17 protein-coding genes are annotated in these 14,011 nt (G+C 71.4%); 7 read left to right on the top strand and 10 right to left on the bottom strand.

The annotated features are described in order from the left end of the window. Positions 1-29: 29 nt before the first annotated feature. The 6 genes from ACFRQN_RS24370 to ACFRQN_RS24345 form a co-directional block, all read right to left on the bottom strand. A complete protein-coding gene (locus tag ACFRQN_RS24370) occupies positions 30-575 on the bottom strand; it encodes a hypothetical protein (RefSeq protein ID WP_074006461.1) in 546 nt (181 codons plus the stop codon). Positions 576-607: 32 nt separating this feature from the next. Beyond that, entirely contained in the window at positions 608-748 is a 141-nt protein-coding gene (locus ACFRQN_RS24365) for a hypothetical protein (protein WP_158077807.1), read from the bottom strand. Between the two features lie 36 nt (positions 749-784). Next, entirely contained in the window at positions 785-1,306 is a 522-nt protein-coding gene (locus ACFRQN_RS24360; protein WP_380742087.1) for a DUF6434 domain-containing protein, read from the bottom strand. A 341-nt stretch (positions 1,307-1,647) separates the two neighbouring features. Then, entirely contained in the window at positions 1,648-2,118 is a 471-nt protein-coding gene (locus ACFRQN_RS24355; protein WP_380742085.1) for a DIP1984 family protein, read from the bottom strand. Positions 2,119-2,652: 534 nt separating this feature from the next. Continuing rightward, positions 2,653-3,267 (bottom strand): GNAT family N-acetyltransferase, encoded by a 615-nt coding sequence (locus ACFRQN_RS24350; protein ID WP_380742083.1) that lies wholly within the window; start codon positions 3,265-3,267, stop codon positions 2,653-2,655. Positions 3,268-3,447: 180 nt separating this feature from the next. Continuing rightward, positions 3,448-4,323, bottom strand: a complete 876-nt coding sequence (locus tag ACFRQN_RS24345) for an NAD(P)H-binding protein (protein ID WP_380742081.1) — start codon at positions 4,321-4,323, stop codon at positions 3,448-3,450. A gap of 104 nt (positions 4,324-4,427) precedes the next feature. Between ACFRQN_RS24345 and ACFRQN_RS24340 the strand changes: the two genes are divergently transcribed. The 3 genes from ACFRQN_RS24340 to ACFRQN_RS24330 all read left to right on the top strand — a co-directional run bounded on the left by ACFRQN_RS24340 (position 4,428) and on the right by ACFRQN_RS24330 (position 6,249). Continuing rightward, positions 4,428-5,030, top strand: a complete 603-nt coding sequence (locus ACFRQN_RS24340) for a TetR/AcrR family transcriptional regulator (protein ID WP_380742079.1) — start codon at positions 4,428-4,430, stop codon at positions 5,028-5,030. Between the two features lie 84 nt (positions 5,031-5,114). After that, complete coding sequence (locus ACFRQN_RS24335; protein WP_380742077.1) at positions 5,115-5,657, top strand: GNAT family N-acetyltransferase; 543 nt, start codon at positions 5,115-5,117, stop codon at positions 5,655-5,657. A 157-nt stretch (positions 5,658-5,814) separates the two neighbouring features. Next, positions 5,815-6,249, top strand: a complete 435-nt coding sequence (locus ACFRQN_RS24330) for an ester cyclase (RefSeq protein WP_380742075.1) — start codon at positions 5,815-5,817, stop codon at positions 6,247-6,249. A gap of 201 nt (positions 6,250-6,450) precedes the next feature. Here ACFRQN_RS24330 and ACFRQN_RS24325 read toward each other — a convergent pair whose 3' ends face one another. Then, positions 6,451-7,302 carry an NAD(P)H-binding protein gene (locus tag ACFRQN_RS24325; RefSeq protein WP_380742073.1) on the bottom strand — a complete coding sequence of 284 codons (852 nt, stop codon included), beginning with the start codon at positions 7,300-7,302 and terminating at the stop codon, positions 6,451-6,453. Between the two features lie 118 nt (positions 7,303-7,420). After that, complete coding sequence (locus ACFRQN_RS24320) at positions 7,421-8,302, bottom strand: SDR family oxidoreductase (protein WP_380742071.1); 882 nt, start codon at positions 8,300-8,302, stop codon at positions 7,421-7,423. 86 nt (positions 8,303-8,388) lie between these two features. Between ACFRQN_RS24320 and ACFRQN_RS24315 the strand changes: the two genes are divergently transcribed. Continuing rightward, on the top strand, positions 8,389-8,967 hold the full coding sequence (locus tag ACFRQN_RS24315) for a TetR/AcrR family transcriptional regulator (protein WP_380742069.1): 579 nt from the start codon (positions 8,389-8,391) through the stop codon (positions 8,965-8,967). A gap of 59 nt (positions 8,968-9,026) precedes the next feature. Here ACFRQN_RS24315 and ACFRQN_RS24310 read toward each other — a convergent pair whose 3' ends face one another. After that, positions 9,027-9,332 carry a hypothetical protein gene (locus ACFRQN_RS24310; RefSeq protein ID WP_380742067.1) on the bottom strand — a complete coding sequence of 102 codons (306 nt, stop codon included), beginning with the start codon at positions 9,330-9,332 and terminating at the stop codon, positions 9,027-9,029. Positions 9,333-9,519: 187 nt separating this feature from the next. Here ACFRQN_RS24310 and ACFRQN_RS24305 point away from each other — a divergent pair, with 187 nt between their 5' ends. Next, positions 9,520-9,840: a hypothetical protein gene (locus ACFRQN_RS24305; protein WP_380742065.1), complete on the top strand. Its 321-nt coding sequence runs from the start codon at positions 9,520-9,522 to the stop codon at positions 9,838-9,840. A 98-nt stretch (positions 9,841-9,938) separates the two neighbouring features. Further along, positions 9,939-10,445 (top strand): nucleotidyltransferase domain-containing protein, encoded by a 507-nt coding sequence (locus ACFRQN_RS24300; protein WP_380742063.1) that lies wholly within the window; start codon positions 9,939-9,941, stop codon positions 10,443-10,445. A 222-nt stretch (positions 10,446-10,667) separates the two neighbouring features. Here ACFRQN_RS24300 and ACFRQN_RS24295 read toward each other — a convergent pair whose 3' ends face one another. After that, the gene (locus tag ACFRQN_RS24295; RefSeq protein ID WP_143204732.1) at positions 10,668-11,282 is read right to left on the bottom strand and encodes a hypothetical protein; all 615 of its coding nucleotides are present in this window, start codon (positions 11,280-11,282) and stop codon (positions 10,668-10,670) included. 385 nt (positions 11,283-11,667) lie between these two features. Here ACFRQN_RS24295 and ACFRQN_RS24290 point away from each other — a divergent pair, with 385 nt between their 5' ends. After that, the gene (locus ACFRQN_RS24290; protein WP_158077795.1) at positions 11,668-14,004 is read left to right on the top strand and encodes a serine/threonine-protein kinase; all 2,337 of its coding nucleotides are present in this window, start codon (positions 11,668-11,670) and stop codon (positions 14,002-14,004) included. Positions 14,005-14,011: the final 7 nt, after the last annotated feature.

Genomic DNA, 14,011 nt, shown 5'->3' with positions numbered 1-14,011 from the left:
TTGGCCGGTCTCCCCAAGGCCGTCATTGCCTATCGGAGCTCAGGCAGTGGTCCGGAGTTCTTTGGGTAGCAGCCCTCTTGAAGCCGGAAGAGGTACTTCCGGAGGTCCGCGCGGAGCCCTTCAGTGATGTAGGCGGCAAAGTCCCTCAGCCCCTCCGCGGCTTCCCTCTCGTCAGACCTGTCGCTGGATGACCATGTGGGCAGGAGGGACTCCAGGTACTCGGTGACCCGCCCACGGTCGAGCCACCAGTCCCGAACAGCCTCGGGTGTCCATCGGCTGTTGCCGTCGCAGGCATAGCCGCGGTACGGATCTTCCTGGGCTGCTGTCACCAGGTTCAGGACCTCGGCCGTGGTCGCCGGCTGGCGATACACATATTCACCGAAGTACTCGCCGCCGTAGAGTACATGACGTGGTGCGTGTAGCCGGCCCGTCCAACAGTTATCGGCGATCCCGGTATAGAAGGGGCCAGGAACGTTCAACCAGAGCCGGTCCTCCCAACGCCCACCGAAGGACGTCTCGGGCTCGCCTTCTGGAAGCGCCGCTATCGGTTCCCAGCACAACTCTTCATAGGTCATCCGCGAAGCTTAGGATCCGATGGGAAGGATCTCTAGACGTTTGCGCTGCTTCGTCCGGTGTCGCGTCGGATGTCGGGCATGCCGAGGTGGACCGCGGACGGTTGTGCTGCCCGGTCGCGCATGGCCTCCAGCTTCTGCGCGGCGGCAGCCATGATGCTCTCGATGGCGGTCACCTCGTCGAGCCCTGCTCCCCGGCCTCTTGGGGCCGGTCACCCCGTGGCCGGGCTGCGGGGGTGGGCGCGGTGGGTGCGCCAGGCGGCAAGGGCTTCGGTGTGGGTGCCGGCCGGGTGGGAGGTGTGCCAGGTGTGGAGGAAGCGGTTGAGTTCGAACTGTGGGCCGATGTCCTGGGGTTGGGCGGCGGCCTGGCGGGTGGTGTGCCAGTGGGTGGTGGCGTCGGCCAGGGTGCGTCCGGCGGATTCGGCGATGAAGGTGCGCATGTGGGCGTCGAAGTGGAAGGCCGGGCCGATCTCGCGGCGGAAGTACTCGCGCAGGACTTGGCTGCACCGCTGGCCCTCGGGGATGACGGTGGATCCGTCGACCGGTGCGGCGAGTTGGCGGCCGGCTTTGCGTGCGCGGGGTGGGGCGGCGGGTGGGGCGGCGCCGTCGAGTGCGGCTCGTAGCCGCTCCGTCAGTGCTGCCTTTCCGCCGCCGCGCGGCACGCCGAGTTCCCGGGCGAGCGTGGTCAGTTCGGCCAGCGTCCAGTACCAGCGGGCCAGTTCGTTCCCACTCAATGCCGTAGTCAGTTCCGGTCGAGTCTCAGTGCCCGTATACGAACTCATGCCTCCATGATAGGAGGGGTGGTGTACGTCCGATGGTCCACGGGGAAACCCGTGGCACGGTGTGGAAAGCCCCGAACCCGCCCTCGCCGCTTCGGATCTGCACATGGTGATGTGCTGTGTGATGTGCACTGTTACCTGTACGCGGTGCTGAGCTGCGCTGTTGGTGGGGAGTCGAACCCCGCGTTGCTCTTCACGCGCCAGGAGTGGGCCGGAGTACCGCCGGCCCTCGGTGTGTGCACGCCTCCGAAGCTGCTACCTGCTCCACATCGCGTCCCGTCATTCTGCCGGAGTGCTCAGTCCGGCAGGTCGACCTCCCAGTTGGTCCGCTGGATCCGCACGTCGACCTCGCGGATGTCCCGGGCGAGTGCGTCCGCCTGGGCGCGCAGGTCCGCGACCGGGAGTGCGGAGAGCATCATCAGTTCGGACCGGAGCTGCCGGCCGTATCCCCGTTCGCCGGTACCCGCCGCCGCGTCGGCCGCCGCGGTGACCACGGAGTGGCGCAGCCGCAAGACGTCCCGGCGCGCGAGGGCGTCGGTGAGCGTGCCGTCCGGTCCCATCTCCACGGTGGCGTTGGTCCGGTTGATCCGCCGGATCAACGTTTCCAGGGCGTCCAGCACTTCACCGACTTCGGCCAGCAGCTGGGCCGCGTCCTCGGCGGGGGTCTCCCCCTCCTGGTGCCGCGCGCTGCTGACGACGCGCGCCCGCAGCTGTTCTATTCGGCGCGTCGCCTCCGCGCGTTCTGCCAGTGCCTCGGCAAGTTTCACCGCCTGCACCTCCTTTCCGTGAGTTCGCACGAGTATAGGAGTGTGTGCCGGGGTATCCGCACCTGGTTTTTGACCGTTTGAAAGCCGTCAGGAAATCTTTCAATCCTGATGTCCGGCGGGTCCGGGTTCTACCGGGTCGATCTCGGAGCATGGGATGATGTCATCCATGACGTGCATTCGAAGGGGCCATGCCGCGTAGAACACCGGCTTCACTTCGGCCGCGCGTACGCGGCTGGGGGAGGCCCTGGGTGCGGTATCGCGATGTCCCGGGTCTTTCGGGGGCGGCCAACGCCGCCGTCCGTGTGCTTGAGCGGGAGCGGTTGGCCCCGGGCATGGTGTCAGTGGCGCTGAGCGTGTGGTCCGTGCGTGTCCACGGCACCGAGCGCCTATGGAGGCGGTGGGAGGCCGAGTTCACCTGTCCGTGCTGTGGGTCGGGCCGGGCCCGGGACGCGTTGCAGGAGGCTCTGTTCATGCTTCCGCCAAGGGCTGCGGGCGAACTCCGGGTTCAGCTGGATCGCCTGGACGTGGTGCTTCTCAGGCGGACGCATCATGAGCCGACGGCGGACGCCGAGTTGGCGTGGTGGCATCGCAGGTGCTGATGGGCCCGGGGCCTGGACCGTGGCGTTCGGGCAGGCTCTCACGGGACGTTCCTGCAATGTCGGGCGAGGGCGTCCGCGGCCGGTCCGCCCGTAGGAGCCGGCCTTCGCCGCCCGCGAATCCAACGCCTTGGAAGGAGGCGCCGAACTCCACCTGCACGAAGCCGAGTTCCCGGTGCAGATCGAGCGAGGCGCGGTTCCTGGCGGAGACGAAGCACCAGACCGTCGACTCCCTTTCCCAGGCCCATTCCATCCGGCGCCGGGTCAGCAGCCTCGCCAGGCCCCGGCGCCGCCAGGCGGCATCCACCGTGACGCCGGTCAGGTAGTGGCCGGCCGGGGCGCCGTCCGCCGGGTGCGCGGGCAGGTAGGCCGCACTCGCGTACCCGACGGCTTCACCGGAGACCTTCGCGGTGACCATCAGGCTGCGCTCACCGCGAAGTGCCCGGTGGATGCGGTCCGCCCATTCGTCCGCCGAGCCGCCGCGCGCCCGGGCCTGCAGCTCGGCCAGCGCGGGTACGTCGTCCTCGGTGGCCTCCGCCACCACCGCGATCACGGGTGCGTGCCGTTCGGCCGGGTCGGGGGCGTAGGCGGCGAACTGTGGTTCCGTCCCTGCAATGTCGTTCCTCCCACCGGGCCGGTGCTGTCCTGACCCGCCACGCTATGGCGGCCGACGCGGCCCCCGCTACCCGGCCGACGGCTCGGCCGACGGCTCGGGCGATGACTCGGGCGAAGGTCAGGTCGACGGGGTCGGGCCCGGCCTGAACGCTTCGGCGTGGTCGGCGACCCACCGGGCGAACGGCCTCGGCGGTACTCCGAGGATGTCGGACACCGCGGAGGTGAGGTACGCGGGCCTTCCGATCGTCGCGCCCCAGGCGTTGAGCAGCATGTCGACGGCCGGGCGCGGTGCCTTTCCGTCCATCGCGCCGCGGAACTCGTCCGGCGACAGCTCCTCGAACCTGGTCGGGCGTCCGAGGACGTTCCCGATGATCTCCACCTGCGCCGCCTGGCTCAGGGACTCGGGGCCGGTGAGGACGTAGTCGCCGCCGGCGTGTCCGTCCTCGTAGAGGGTCCGGGCCGCGACGGCAGCGATGTCACGGTCGTCGACGGGGGCGGTCTCGGCGGCGCCGTACGGCCAGCGGACCACCTCGCCGGCGCGGATGGCGGGTGCCCACCAGGCCACCGAGTTCGATGCGAACATCCCCGGCCGGATGATCGTCGATTCGAGGCCGGTGGCCGCGATGAGTCGCTCGATCTCGGCGTGGAGCACCGCCATGGGGTTCGGTTGCCGGAAGAAGGGGTGGGGCGTCTGGTGCGGTGAGGAGAGGAGGACGACGCGCTGCGCGTGGGCGGCCAGGCGCTCGACGACTGCCGCGGCGGTCGGCGGCGGTGCGGTCCAGAGGAGGAAGACGGCGCCGACGCCCCGCAGTGCCCCGTCGAGGGAGGCGGGCACGGTGAGATCGCCGGTGACGACGTCGACGCCGGGCGGCAGCGTCGCGGCCGCTTCGGGACGACGGGTGAGGGCGCGGACCGGTACGCCCGCGGTGAGGAGTTCGTCGACGACTCCGCGCCCGATCCGGCCGGTGGCCCCGGTGACGAGCACCGGCGGCATGGGGGGTCGTGCGGTGTTTCGTGTGCTGTTTGGCTGGGTCACCCTTCCAGGGAATCGTTACTCAGTTAAAAACGCAACCTGGTCACTAATGTTATGCTGTTCAGGTGATCGAGCCGACGGGGCTGCGCGCCCGCAAGAAGGCGCGGACCCGTGACGCCATCGCCGAAGCGGCGGTCTCACTGTTCCTGGCGCACGGATTCGACCAGGTCTCGGTCAGCGACATCGCCGCCGTGGCCGAGGTCTCCAAGCCGACCCTCTTCCGGTACTTCCCCACCAAGGAGGACCTGGTCCTTCAGCGGTTCGCGGACCACCAGGGCGAGGCCGCGCGCGTCGTGCGCGACCGCCCGTCCGACGTCTCGCCGATGGCGGCACTGCACGCGCACTTCCTGGACGGCCTCGATCGGTTCGAACCCGTCACCGGCCTCAACGACCATCCAGCGGTGGTGGATTTCCACCGTCTGGTGTTCACCACGCCGAGCCTGGCGGGGCGGCTCTTGCAGTACATGCTCGCGGACGAGCAGGCGCTGGCCGAGGCCCTCGATCCGGGCCCGGACGTCCAGGCGCGGCTGAGGGCGGCCCAGGCGATCGCGGTCCAACGGGTGCTTGCCCGCGCCAACTGGCAGAAGATCGCCGACGGGCGGAGCGCCCGCGACGTGCGGCCCGAGGCCGTCGCCGACGCCGACCAGGCCTTCGCCCACCTGCGGTAGCGGGTCCGGATGCGGCCTTCGTACAAGTTCCCTCGGTGCCCGGCGACGCTGGCGGAGAGCCCCTCGGCGATCCAGAATGATCGGATGATCAGGCTTGAGACTCCCCGTTTGATCCTGCGTCGCTGGCGCGAGGAGGACGTCGCGCCCATGGCCGCCGTCAACGCCGACCCCGAGGTCATGCGGTGGATCCGTGACGGCAGCGTCCGTGACGAGCAGCAGACCCGCGACGGGATCCGGGCGTGGGAGGGGGAGTGGGAGGCGCGGGGCTTCGGCCTGTTCGCCGTGGAGATCCGCTCCACCGGCGAACTGGCCGGGTTCACCGGCCTTTCGGTGCCCTCCTACCTGCCGGAGGTGCTGCCGGCGGTCGAGGTCGGCTGGCGGCTGGGACGTGCCCACTGGGGGCGGGGCCTGGCCACCGAAGCGGCCGCGGCCGCCGTACGGTTCGGCTTCGAGGAGCGGGGGCTGGAGCGAATCGTCAGCATCGCCCAGGTGGGCAACGACGCCTCCGAGCGGATCATGACCAAGCTGGGGATGCGACTGGACCGCGAGACCGTCAATCCCACCGGCGGCCGGCGAGTCCGGGTCTTCGCGTTGTCGGCGGACCGGTACGTCCCAACTGCCCGTTGACGGCGGGCCCGCACGGCGGCTTTCCGCACGGCTGCTTTCCGGGTGAACGTCCACGGCGGCCGCGCGTGCCGAGGACGTGGCGCGGGGAGCGGGCGGGCGACGATGCGGGCGTCGTGCGCCGCTCCGGCGGCGCGACCGTACGCAGGGAGAGGTGCCCATGTCCATCGAAGAGAACAAGAGGCTGGTCCGCCGGTTCTACCAGGAGGTGGACGCCGGCAACCTGGAGGCCATGGACGACCTCGTCGCCGAGGACTACCAGGACCACTCGCCGCCGCCGTTCCCGGGGCTCGCCGCCGGCCGGGAGGGCTTGAAGCAGGCGTTCCGGCTGTTCTGGGAGGCCACGCCCGGAGTCCACGAGATCGAGGACCAGATCGCGGAGGGCGACAAGGTGGTGACCCGGCTGACGGGCCGTGGGATGTGCGTGGGGGACCTCCCGGGCATCCCGGCGACCGGCCGGCCGATCACGATGACGGCGACGGTGATCCACCGCATCGAGAACGGGAAGCTCGCCGAGAAGTGGTCGGACAAGGACGTCCTCGGCTTCCTCCAGCAACTGGACGTGATCCCGCCGCTCGGCGGGCCCCCGGAGTAGCCCGCTGCGCCCTCGGAACGGTTCGGGCGGTGTTCCTGGTGACGAAGTCGGCGGCGGCGTCCACCATCTGTCGGCGGCTCGCGCAGACGCGCACACACGAGGGTGGCCTTCGCGGACGGGACGCCGCCCGCGAAGACCACCCTCGGCAGTGCGCGCCGTGCTGGTGATGACCCGACACTTCGCCCGGTCGGTACGACGGGCTCAGCGGAAGTCGTCGGCGTGGTCGACGGCCCACTGGGCGTAGGCGTGTGCCGGGGCGCCGGTGATCTTTTCGGCGATGACGGAGGTCACGGCCGCGACACCGTCGGCGGCGGCCCACTGGCCGACGATCGCCGCGGCCACGACCGGGTGCATGGTCCTGGCGACGTCCGCGCGGGCCTGCTCGTGGGAGACGTGTTCGACCCGGATGGGGCGGCCGATGGCCTCGCCGATGTGCTCGACCTGGCGTCGCAGGGTCAGGGACTCGGCCCCGTGGACGGTGTAGGCCTGGTGCGAGTGGCCCGGTTCGGTGAGGGCGGTCACCGCCAGCGCCGCGATGTCCTTCTCGTGCACCGGCGCCGACTGCGCGAGCGGGTAGGGGAGGCGGACGATGTTGCCGGTGCGGATCGATTCGGCCCACCAGGTACGGGTGTTGGTCGCGAACGTCCCCGGCCGGAGGAACGTCCAGTCCAGGCCGGACCGTTGGACGGCCTGCTCGATCGCGCGGTTCAGGCGGGCGACCGGGTGGTCGGCGGCGGGGTCGAGGACGACCGCCACCGACGAGAGCAGGACCACCTGCCGGATCCCGGCCGCCGCGGCCGCCGCGGTGACCTTCTCGATGTCGTAGGGCTTCTGGGGGTCGAGCATTCCGTACAGGAACAGCTTGTCGGCACCGTCGAGCGCCGCGGGCAGCGTCTCGGGACGGTCCAGGTCGGCGACGACCGCCTCGTACCCGGGCGTCGAGCCCGTGGCCGGGGTCCTGCTGACCGCTCTGACCTGCTCACCGGCGGCCAGTAGGCCGTCGGCGACATGACGACCGACGTTGCCGCGGGCGCCGAAGACGACTGCCACCATGATGGAACCTCCTGCTTGGTGTGGACCTTGTTGTGGACGTGAAGTGCCGTACGGGAGGGGGGAGTTGCGAGCTGCTCCGTTGCGGGGACGCCCCCGGTCGCCCGTAGCCGGTTGCCGGTCAGGGCCGGATGTTCTCCAGGTCCGCCAGCAGGCCGGGCTGCCGAGGCTCCCAGCCGAGCGCCTGCCGGGTGCGGGCGCTGGACGCGGGCTGGTCGGCCCGGAAGATCGGGCCCAGCGGGCCGTAGGTCTCCTCCGGCACCGACCGGACCGGCAGGCCCAGTCGTCGGCCGATGACGGCCGCGATGTCCCGCACCTCGTCCCCCTCGTCGGCCACGGCGTGCCAGGCGGTGCCGGGCTCCGCCCGCTCCAGGGCGAGCCGGAAGAGGGCGGCCGCGTCGAGCGCGTGGACGGCGGGCCAGCGCTGGGTGCCGTCGCCGGGGTAGCCGGAGATCCCGCTGCGGCGCGCGATGTCGGTCAGCAGGCCGGCGAACCCGCCCGCGCCCTCGTTGTGGACCGTGCGCGGCAGGCGGACGGAGGTGCTCCGGACTCCGCGCGAGGCCAGGCCCAGCATCGCCGTGACCGTGCGACCGCGGCCGCCGACCGGCCCGTCGGTCGGCACCGGGTCGGCCTCGGTGGAGGCGCGGCCCGGCACGTGGGGCGTACCCGAGACGGTGACCAGGGGGCGGTCGCTGCCGAGGAGCTCCTCGCCGAGGGTGGTGAGGGCGGCGGTCTCCTCGGCGACGTTCCGGGCGAGGGCCTCGGGGCTGCTGAAGTCGTTGCCGAAGGCCAGGTGGATCACCCCGTCGGCCTGGGCGGCGCCGGAGCGCAGCACGTCCAGGTCGGCGAGGCCTCCCCGCAGCGGCTCGGCGCCGGCCACCTCGGCGGCCCGGGCGGAGGCGTCGGAGCGGGCGAGCGCGAGGACGGTGTGGCCGTTGCCGAGGAGTTCGGCGACGACGGCGGAGCCGATCAGACCGGTGCCGCCGGTGACGAAGACGCGCATGGGAATCCTCCCGGAAGTGATGGGACTCTTGTCCCATCACCGTAGCAGGATGATGGGACAAGAGTCCCATCGCATATGCTGAACCCATGAGTCGATGGGAACCAGGTGCGCGTGAACGCCTCGTCGTGGCCGCGGTCGACCTGTTCACGGAGCAGGGGTACGACGCCACGACGGTCGCGCAGATCGCCGAGCGCGCCGGGGTCACCAAGAGCACCTTCTTCCGGCACTTCCCCGACAAGCGCGAGCTGCTGGTCGCCGGGCAGGAGACGCTGAGCCGGCTGCTGACCGAGGGCATCGCCGAAGCGCCCGGAGACGCCAGCCCGCTGGAGGCGGTCGGTGCCGGTCTCGAGCGCGCCTCGACCGCGATGGGCCCGGCCACCCGCGAACTCGCCCCCCGTCTGAAGGCGGCCATCGCGGCCAGCGCCGAGCTTCAGGAACGCGACACCCTCAAGACCGTCAGCCTCGCGGCCGCGATGACCGCCGCGCTGGTCGCCCGCGGCGTACCCGATCCGATCGCGGCCCTCGCGGGCGAGCTGGGCGTCCTCGCCTTCAAGCGGGGGTACGCCGAATGGGCCGAGGGCGACGGCGGCGCCGAACGGGAGCTCGCCGGGTACGTCCTGGCGGCTCTGGACGAGCTGCGCGCGGCGAGCGCGTCACTGGGCTGACCGGAAGGGCGTCGTCCAGCGCCTCACACCACGGGGTTGATCAATGATCCGAGGCCTCCTCAGGCCGCGATGTCCTGGCCGATCGCCCGCAGGATGTCGGCGAGCCACACCAGGTGGTATCCCACCGCGCGGTCCGGCTCGGCGAGGAGGCCGGTCAGGTGCTGCCAGGACTCGGAGAGCTGACCGATCGTGAGCTCGTCCGGGGCCCGGTAGACGTCGTAGAGGCCGTCCGGAGGGACGGACCAGAAGTAGTCCTTGTCCAGGGCGAGGCTGTCGCCTGGTGTGGCGGCCTCGATGTGGCGCAGTACCAGGTCGAACGATCGGCGCAGGTCGGCAAGGGGGATGGACAGGGGTTCGTCGGCCATGGCGATCAGTATCGGGCCTGTGCGACGGCGCTCGCTCCGAGTTTTGCGGCCACCCGGTCCGCGGATCACCACGCGGCTGCGTGAGAAGTCGGCGGAGCCGACTTCCCGTGCGCGGGGGCGGTTGGGAGCTTGGGCTGAGCACGTCGGCCGCCCGCACGGTGTGCTCGGCGCCGTGAAAGGCTGGGGCATGCCCTCTCGCCTGCGGTTCTGCTTCGACTACGGCGTCGACACCCCGTTGTGGCCGGGCCCTCCCGGCACTGCCGACTTCGACAGCCCCTACGGATACCCCTGCGCCCTGGAGAAGCTGCCCATCACCCCGGCCACCCGGAACGAACTCACCAGACTCGCCGACCTGTACCAGTCCTCCCTCGACTGGGACCACCCGGCCGGCCCCTCGCCCTGGACCCGGGACCAGCAGGAATCGTTCCGAAGCGAGGCCGACGTGGCGCTGGAGGCGCTGCGCCGCGAGCTGGGCGACGACTGGACGGTCGAGGACCGCAGGCACTGAACCCGCGCTCGCGGGCCGGGCCGTAGTCGGTGGCGAACTGCGCCGGATCGGCGGGTATCTCGGTGGCTACAGCTCGTCCGCGCTGCCAGAGTGCCCTGGTGCTGAAGGAATCCGATGTACTCGAAGTGCTGGACCTGCTCAAGAGCGCAGGGGCCGCTGGCTGGGTGGACGGCGGCTGGGGTGTGGACGCCCTGATCGGGGAGACGACCCGAACCCATGCGGACCTCGACCTGGTCGTCCTGTTGGACCAACTGGACGTGGTGCGAGACGCGCTGGCCGAGGCCGGGTTCACGGAGGTCCTGCGGGACTGGCTGCCCGCCGCGCTTGCCGTCGCGGACGGTGCCGGCCGGGAGATCGACCTGCACCCCGTCCTCGGCTCCTCCCGCGAGGGCGGGGTGCAGCTTCTCCCGGGCGGTGAACGGTTCCACTACCCGCCGCCGGTGACCGGGACCATCGGCGGGCGCCAGGTCCCGTGTGTCGACGCGGCGACGCAGATGCGGTGTCACCTCGGCTATGAAGCCACGGACAAGGACCGACAGGACATGGCACGGCTGCACGCCGGTACAGGAGTCGAGCTTCCCCTGGATTACATGCCTGCGCCTTGAAGGCCGTTGCTCCGATCTTGAGGGCTGCCACTCGGACGGGAGTCTCGATCGGGTGGCTCCGGCGGACCTGCGCCGGTGGTCGGAAGGGCAAGGGGTGGAGTTGAGCGGCTGATTCGGGGCTGTGCAGGAAGTCGGCGGGGTCGACTTCCTGCGCGCGGCGGGTGGTTGGGGGGCCTGGCCGTGGCGGCAGGGGGTCGGCCGGGGCCGGCCGTGTCCGCGGATTCAGTGCGGTAGGTGCTTCGACCAGTCTCCTCCGGGGCGGTAGGCGCGGCCGTCGCCGAGCTGCCTCGTCCCGCCGGGGACGACGTCGTCGTGGTACGGGTACTTTTCCGTCACCGCCGCGAGCAGGAACTCCAGGAAGCCGCCCTCGAACAGGTCCCACTCCCGCATCGAGTGGAACTTGGCGGCGACCGGCCAGCGGTCCGGGTCCGGGCCCCGCGTCAGCCAGAAGAAGTGGTCCGAGTTGGAGTTGTTGGCCCACTTCAGCAGCCCTCCCTCGGCCGGGAACAGCGGGTACGGGCACTCGTCGTGGTCCCCGTCCCGGTAGGCCTCGGCCAGCCAGGCGCAGTATCCGTAGGGATCGGTCGTGTCGTACAGGAATCCCTCGAAACCGAGCGGCTGACTGACCTGGGAACTGGGCGCCGCCGATGGTGTGTAGATGTGCAGTTCGTCGCTGATGCTGACCATCCCGTAGCGGTCGACGAACGCCCGGTAGTCCGCGGGCAGCTGGAAGCCGAGCACCTCGGGCCCGAGCTCCCAAGGGACCGGGACGACTCCGCCCGCGGGCGGTGGCCCGATGACCGCGCCGAGCCGGTCCAGTGTCTCCTCGATGTCCACGCCCACTCCCGTCAGCCGTTCGTTCCGGCCGGAGGCTATCCGCTGCCGGTGACACCGGAGGCGGGCGGCCCCACTTCCCTGCCCAGCCGACCAGCGGGCCGTCAAGGCGGGCCGCCGGTCCGTGGGGTTCGTCTCGGGGGCGAGGTCCTGGAGTGGCCGACCGGGCGGTCCGGCGCGAACCGGCGTGAACCGGCGCGGTCCGGCGCGAACCAGCGCGGGCGTCGGGGCCGGGCGCCGGACGGTTACGGTTCGGGGCCCGAACCGGCGCACGTCCTCGCTATGCTCTGTACTCGACCTGACGTTCCGTCACCATCCAACTGCGTAAGGGTTTCGCATGGACTCGAGTTCCGCACCGAACAGGCTCGTCGGCGGACGGTTCAGGCTGGTGAGAGCTCTGGCGGCCGGGGGCATGGGCCAGGTCTGGGAGGCCAGGGACGAACTGCTGGACATCGAGGTCGCGGTGAAGGAGGTCCGTTGGGAGGAGGAGGACCTCTCCGAGGACGAGCACGAGCAGGCCATCGCCCGGGCCATGGCGGAAGCCCGCCACGCGGCCGCGCTCCGCGACCACCCCAACATCGTCACGGTGCACGACGTGGTGGTGGAGGACGGCGGCCCGTGGATGGTGATGCGGCTGGTCCGCGGCCGTTCGCTGGCGCAGGTGCTCCGGGCCGACGGGCCGTTGGGGCCGGAGCGGGCCGCCGAGGTGGCCGTCGGGGTGCTACGGGCGCTGGCCGCTGCGCACCGGGTGGGCATCCTCCACCGCGACGTGAAGCCGTCGAACATCATGCTGGCCGACGACGGTGGGGTGCTGCTGGCCGACTTCGGCATCGCCAAGAACCACGCGGGCACCGTGCTGACCACCACCGGGTCCCTGGTCGGGACGCTGGACTACATCGCCCCGGAGCGGCTGGCCCACGAGCCGGACACCCCGGCCGTCGACCTGTTCAGCCTCGGCGCGACGCTGTACGAGGCCGTCGAGGGGGTGTCGCCGTTCCGGCGGGAGACGACCGCGATGACGATCGCCGCCGTCGCGCTCGCCCTCGTCCCGCCGCCCCAACGGGCGGGCAGGCTGGCGCCGTTGATCACCGCGCTGCTCTCCCGGGACCCGGCCGGTCGGCCCGACGCGGCGGCGGGGCTGGCCATGCTCGACGGCCCCGGACCGGCGGTCGGGGGCGCCGGTCCGCAGCACGACCCCGTAGCGGCGGAACCGACCGGCGGACCGGCGGTCGCTGCCACGCCCACCGAGCCCGACCTCCCGGTCTCCCCTCCGGTCACCCCTCCCGCGTCGGCGACGCCGACGCCGACATCGACGGCAGCACCGACGCCGACACCGACACCGACGGCGACAGCCACACCGACCGTGCCCCGCCCCGGACGGCTGCGGGAGCGCCGGACCCGGATCGCGCTGGCCACCGCGGTCGCCGTCGTCTGCGCGTCGGTCCTGTCCTGGGCCCTGCTCCAGAGCGATGACGACGCCGGCCGCGGCGCCGGCGCCGCGGCTTCCTCGCCCGCCCGGGACACCGGGGCCCCCTCGGCCTCTTCCGCCCCCTTGCCCTCCGCGACATCCTCGGCCTCCTCACCCGCCCAGGACGCCGCCATGACGGCCACGGCGACGCCCGGGAACGCGGCCGGTCCGGCGGTGGCCGACGACCAGCACCTCCGTGTCTTCACGGCGTACAAGGACCAGCAGCTCCTGGAGAGCTACGTGGACCTCGGCAACGAGGCGGCGAAGCTCCGGCAGAGCCCGAACCCGGGCCAGGTCAGGGTGGTGGACTACGCACTCAGGTCCGAAGACTCCACCATCCCCCAGGTGCTGGCCGGCACCCGCCCGGTGGCGGTGCTCGACAAGGGCATCGTCCGGGTGTTTGTCGTGAACTCCGTGAACAAGCACCTGGTGGAGGCCCGGTTGGAACCCAACAAGGACTGGCAGGCCACCGACCTCGGTGATCAGGAGGTCCGGAGCACTCCGACCGCGGCGGTACTGGACGGGAAGGTCAACGTGTTCACCGTCGGCGTGGACAACCACCTGCGGCGGTCCTACCTGGACGACTCGGGCTGGGGCAGGCAGGACCTGCACGACGACCTCGGGCTCCTGGGCGCGGGGCAGTTGCCCGCCGCGCCGGTCGCCGCCGGCACCGCGCCGGTGGCGGTGGTGGAGGGGGATTTGGTCAGGGTGTACACGATCACGAAGGACCAGCAGCTCCAGGAGTCGTCGCTGAGGATCGGCGAGAAGTGGAACATCTTCACCATGACCGGCGTGCCGTCGTCCGTCATGACGCCGAGCGCGGTGGTGCACGACGGGGTGACGAGCGTCTTCACCGTCAACAGCGGCGACGGCCATCTCTCGGAGGCCCGGCTGACGCCTCCGGGGACGTCGGCGGGCGGCACGCAGGATGCAGGGTGGCGACTCCACGACCTGACCAAGGACTTCCGGGTGCCGGTGCCACGCTCCGCCCCGGCGGCCCTGGTGCACGGCGGGACCACCAGCCTGTTCCTGGTCGACAGGAACGGCCTGCTGACCGAGACGAAGGCGGCGGGCGGCGGGTGGGCGCCACAGGACTCCCTGGCGAACGCCGGTGTTCAGCAGGTGGCCGACGGCTTCGAGCCGGCGGTGGTGGACCACGGCGGCGTCACCCGCGTCTACACGGCCCGCCGGAGCGACGGGAAGCTCCAGGAGACCGCGTTGCGGAACGGCACGTGGAGCACCGAGGTCGTGGGGTGAGCGGGGC

The sequence above is a fragment of the Kitasatospora sp. NPDC056800 genome (assembly GCF_042789775.1).
GTDB lineage: Bacteria > Actinomycetota > Actinomycetes > Streptomycetales > Streptomycetaceae > Kitasatospora.
This window is presented reverse-complemented; position numbering and strand designations above follow the sequence as displayed.

Bases quoted from the DNA above. Each gene is read 5' to 3' on its own strand.
- ACFRQN_RS24370 (WP_074006461.1), bottom strand. From the start codon at position 575: ATGACCTATGAAGAGTTGTGCTGGGAACCGATAGCGGCGCTTCCAGAA.
- ACFRQN_RS24345 (WP_380742081.1), bottom strand. From the start codon at position 4,323: ATGCCGCCGGTGCTCGTCACCGGGGCCACCGGCCGGATCGGGCGCGGA.
- ACFRQN_RS24335 (WP_380742077.1), top strand. From the start codon at position 5,115: ATGATCAGGCTTGAGACTCCCCGTTTGATCCTGCGTCGCTGGCGCGAG.
- ACFRQN_RS24330 (WP_380742075.1), top strand. From the start codon at position 5,815: ATGTCCATCGAAGAGAACAAGAGGCTGGTCCGCCGGTTCTACCAGGAG.
- ACFRQN_RS24325 (WP_380742073.1), bottom strand. From the start codon at position 7,302: ATGGTGGCAGTCGTCTTCGGCGCCCGCGGCAACGTCGGTCGTCATGTC.
- ACFRQN_RS24320 (WP_380742071.1), bottom strand. From the start codon at position 8,302: ATGCGCGTCTTCGTCACCGGCGGCACCGGTCTGATCGGCTCCGCCGTC.
- ACFRQN_RS24315 (WP_380742069.1), top strand. From the start codon at position 8,389: ATGAGTCGATGGGAACCAGGTGCGCGTGAACGCCTCGTCGTGGCCGCG.
- ACFRQN_RS24310 (WP_380742067.1), bottom strand. From the start codon at position 9,332: ATGGCCGACGAACCCCTGTCCATCCCCCTTGCCGACCTGCGCCGATCG.
- ACFRQN_RS24305 (WP_380742065.1), top strand. From the start codon at position 9,520: ATGCCCTCTCGCCTGCGGTTCTGCTTCGACTACGGCGTCGACACCCCG.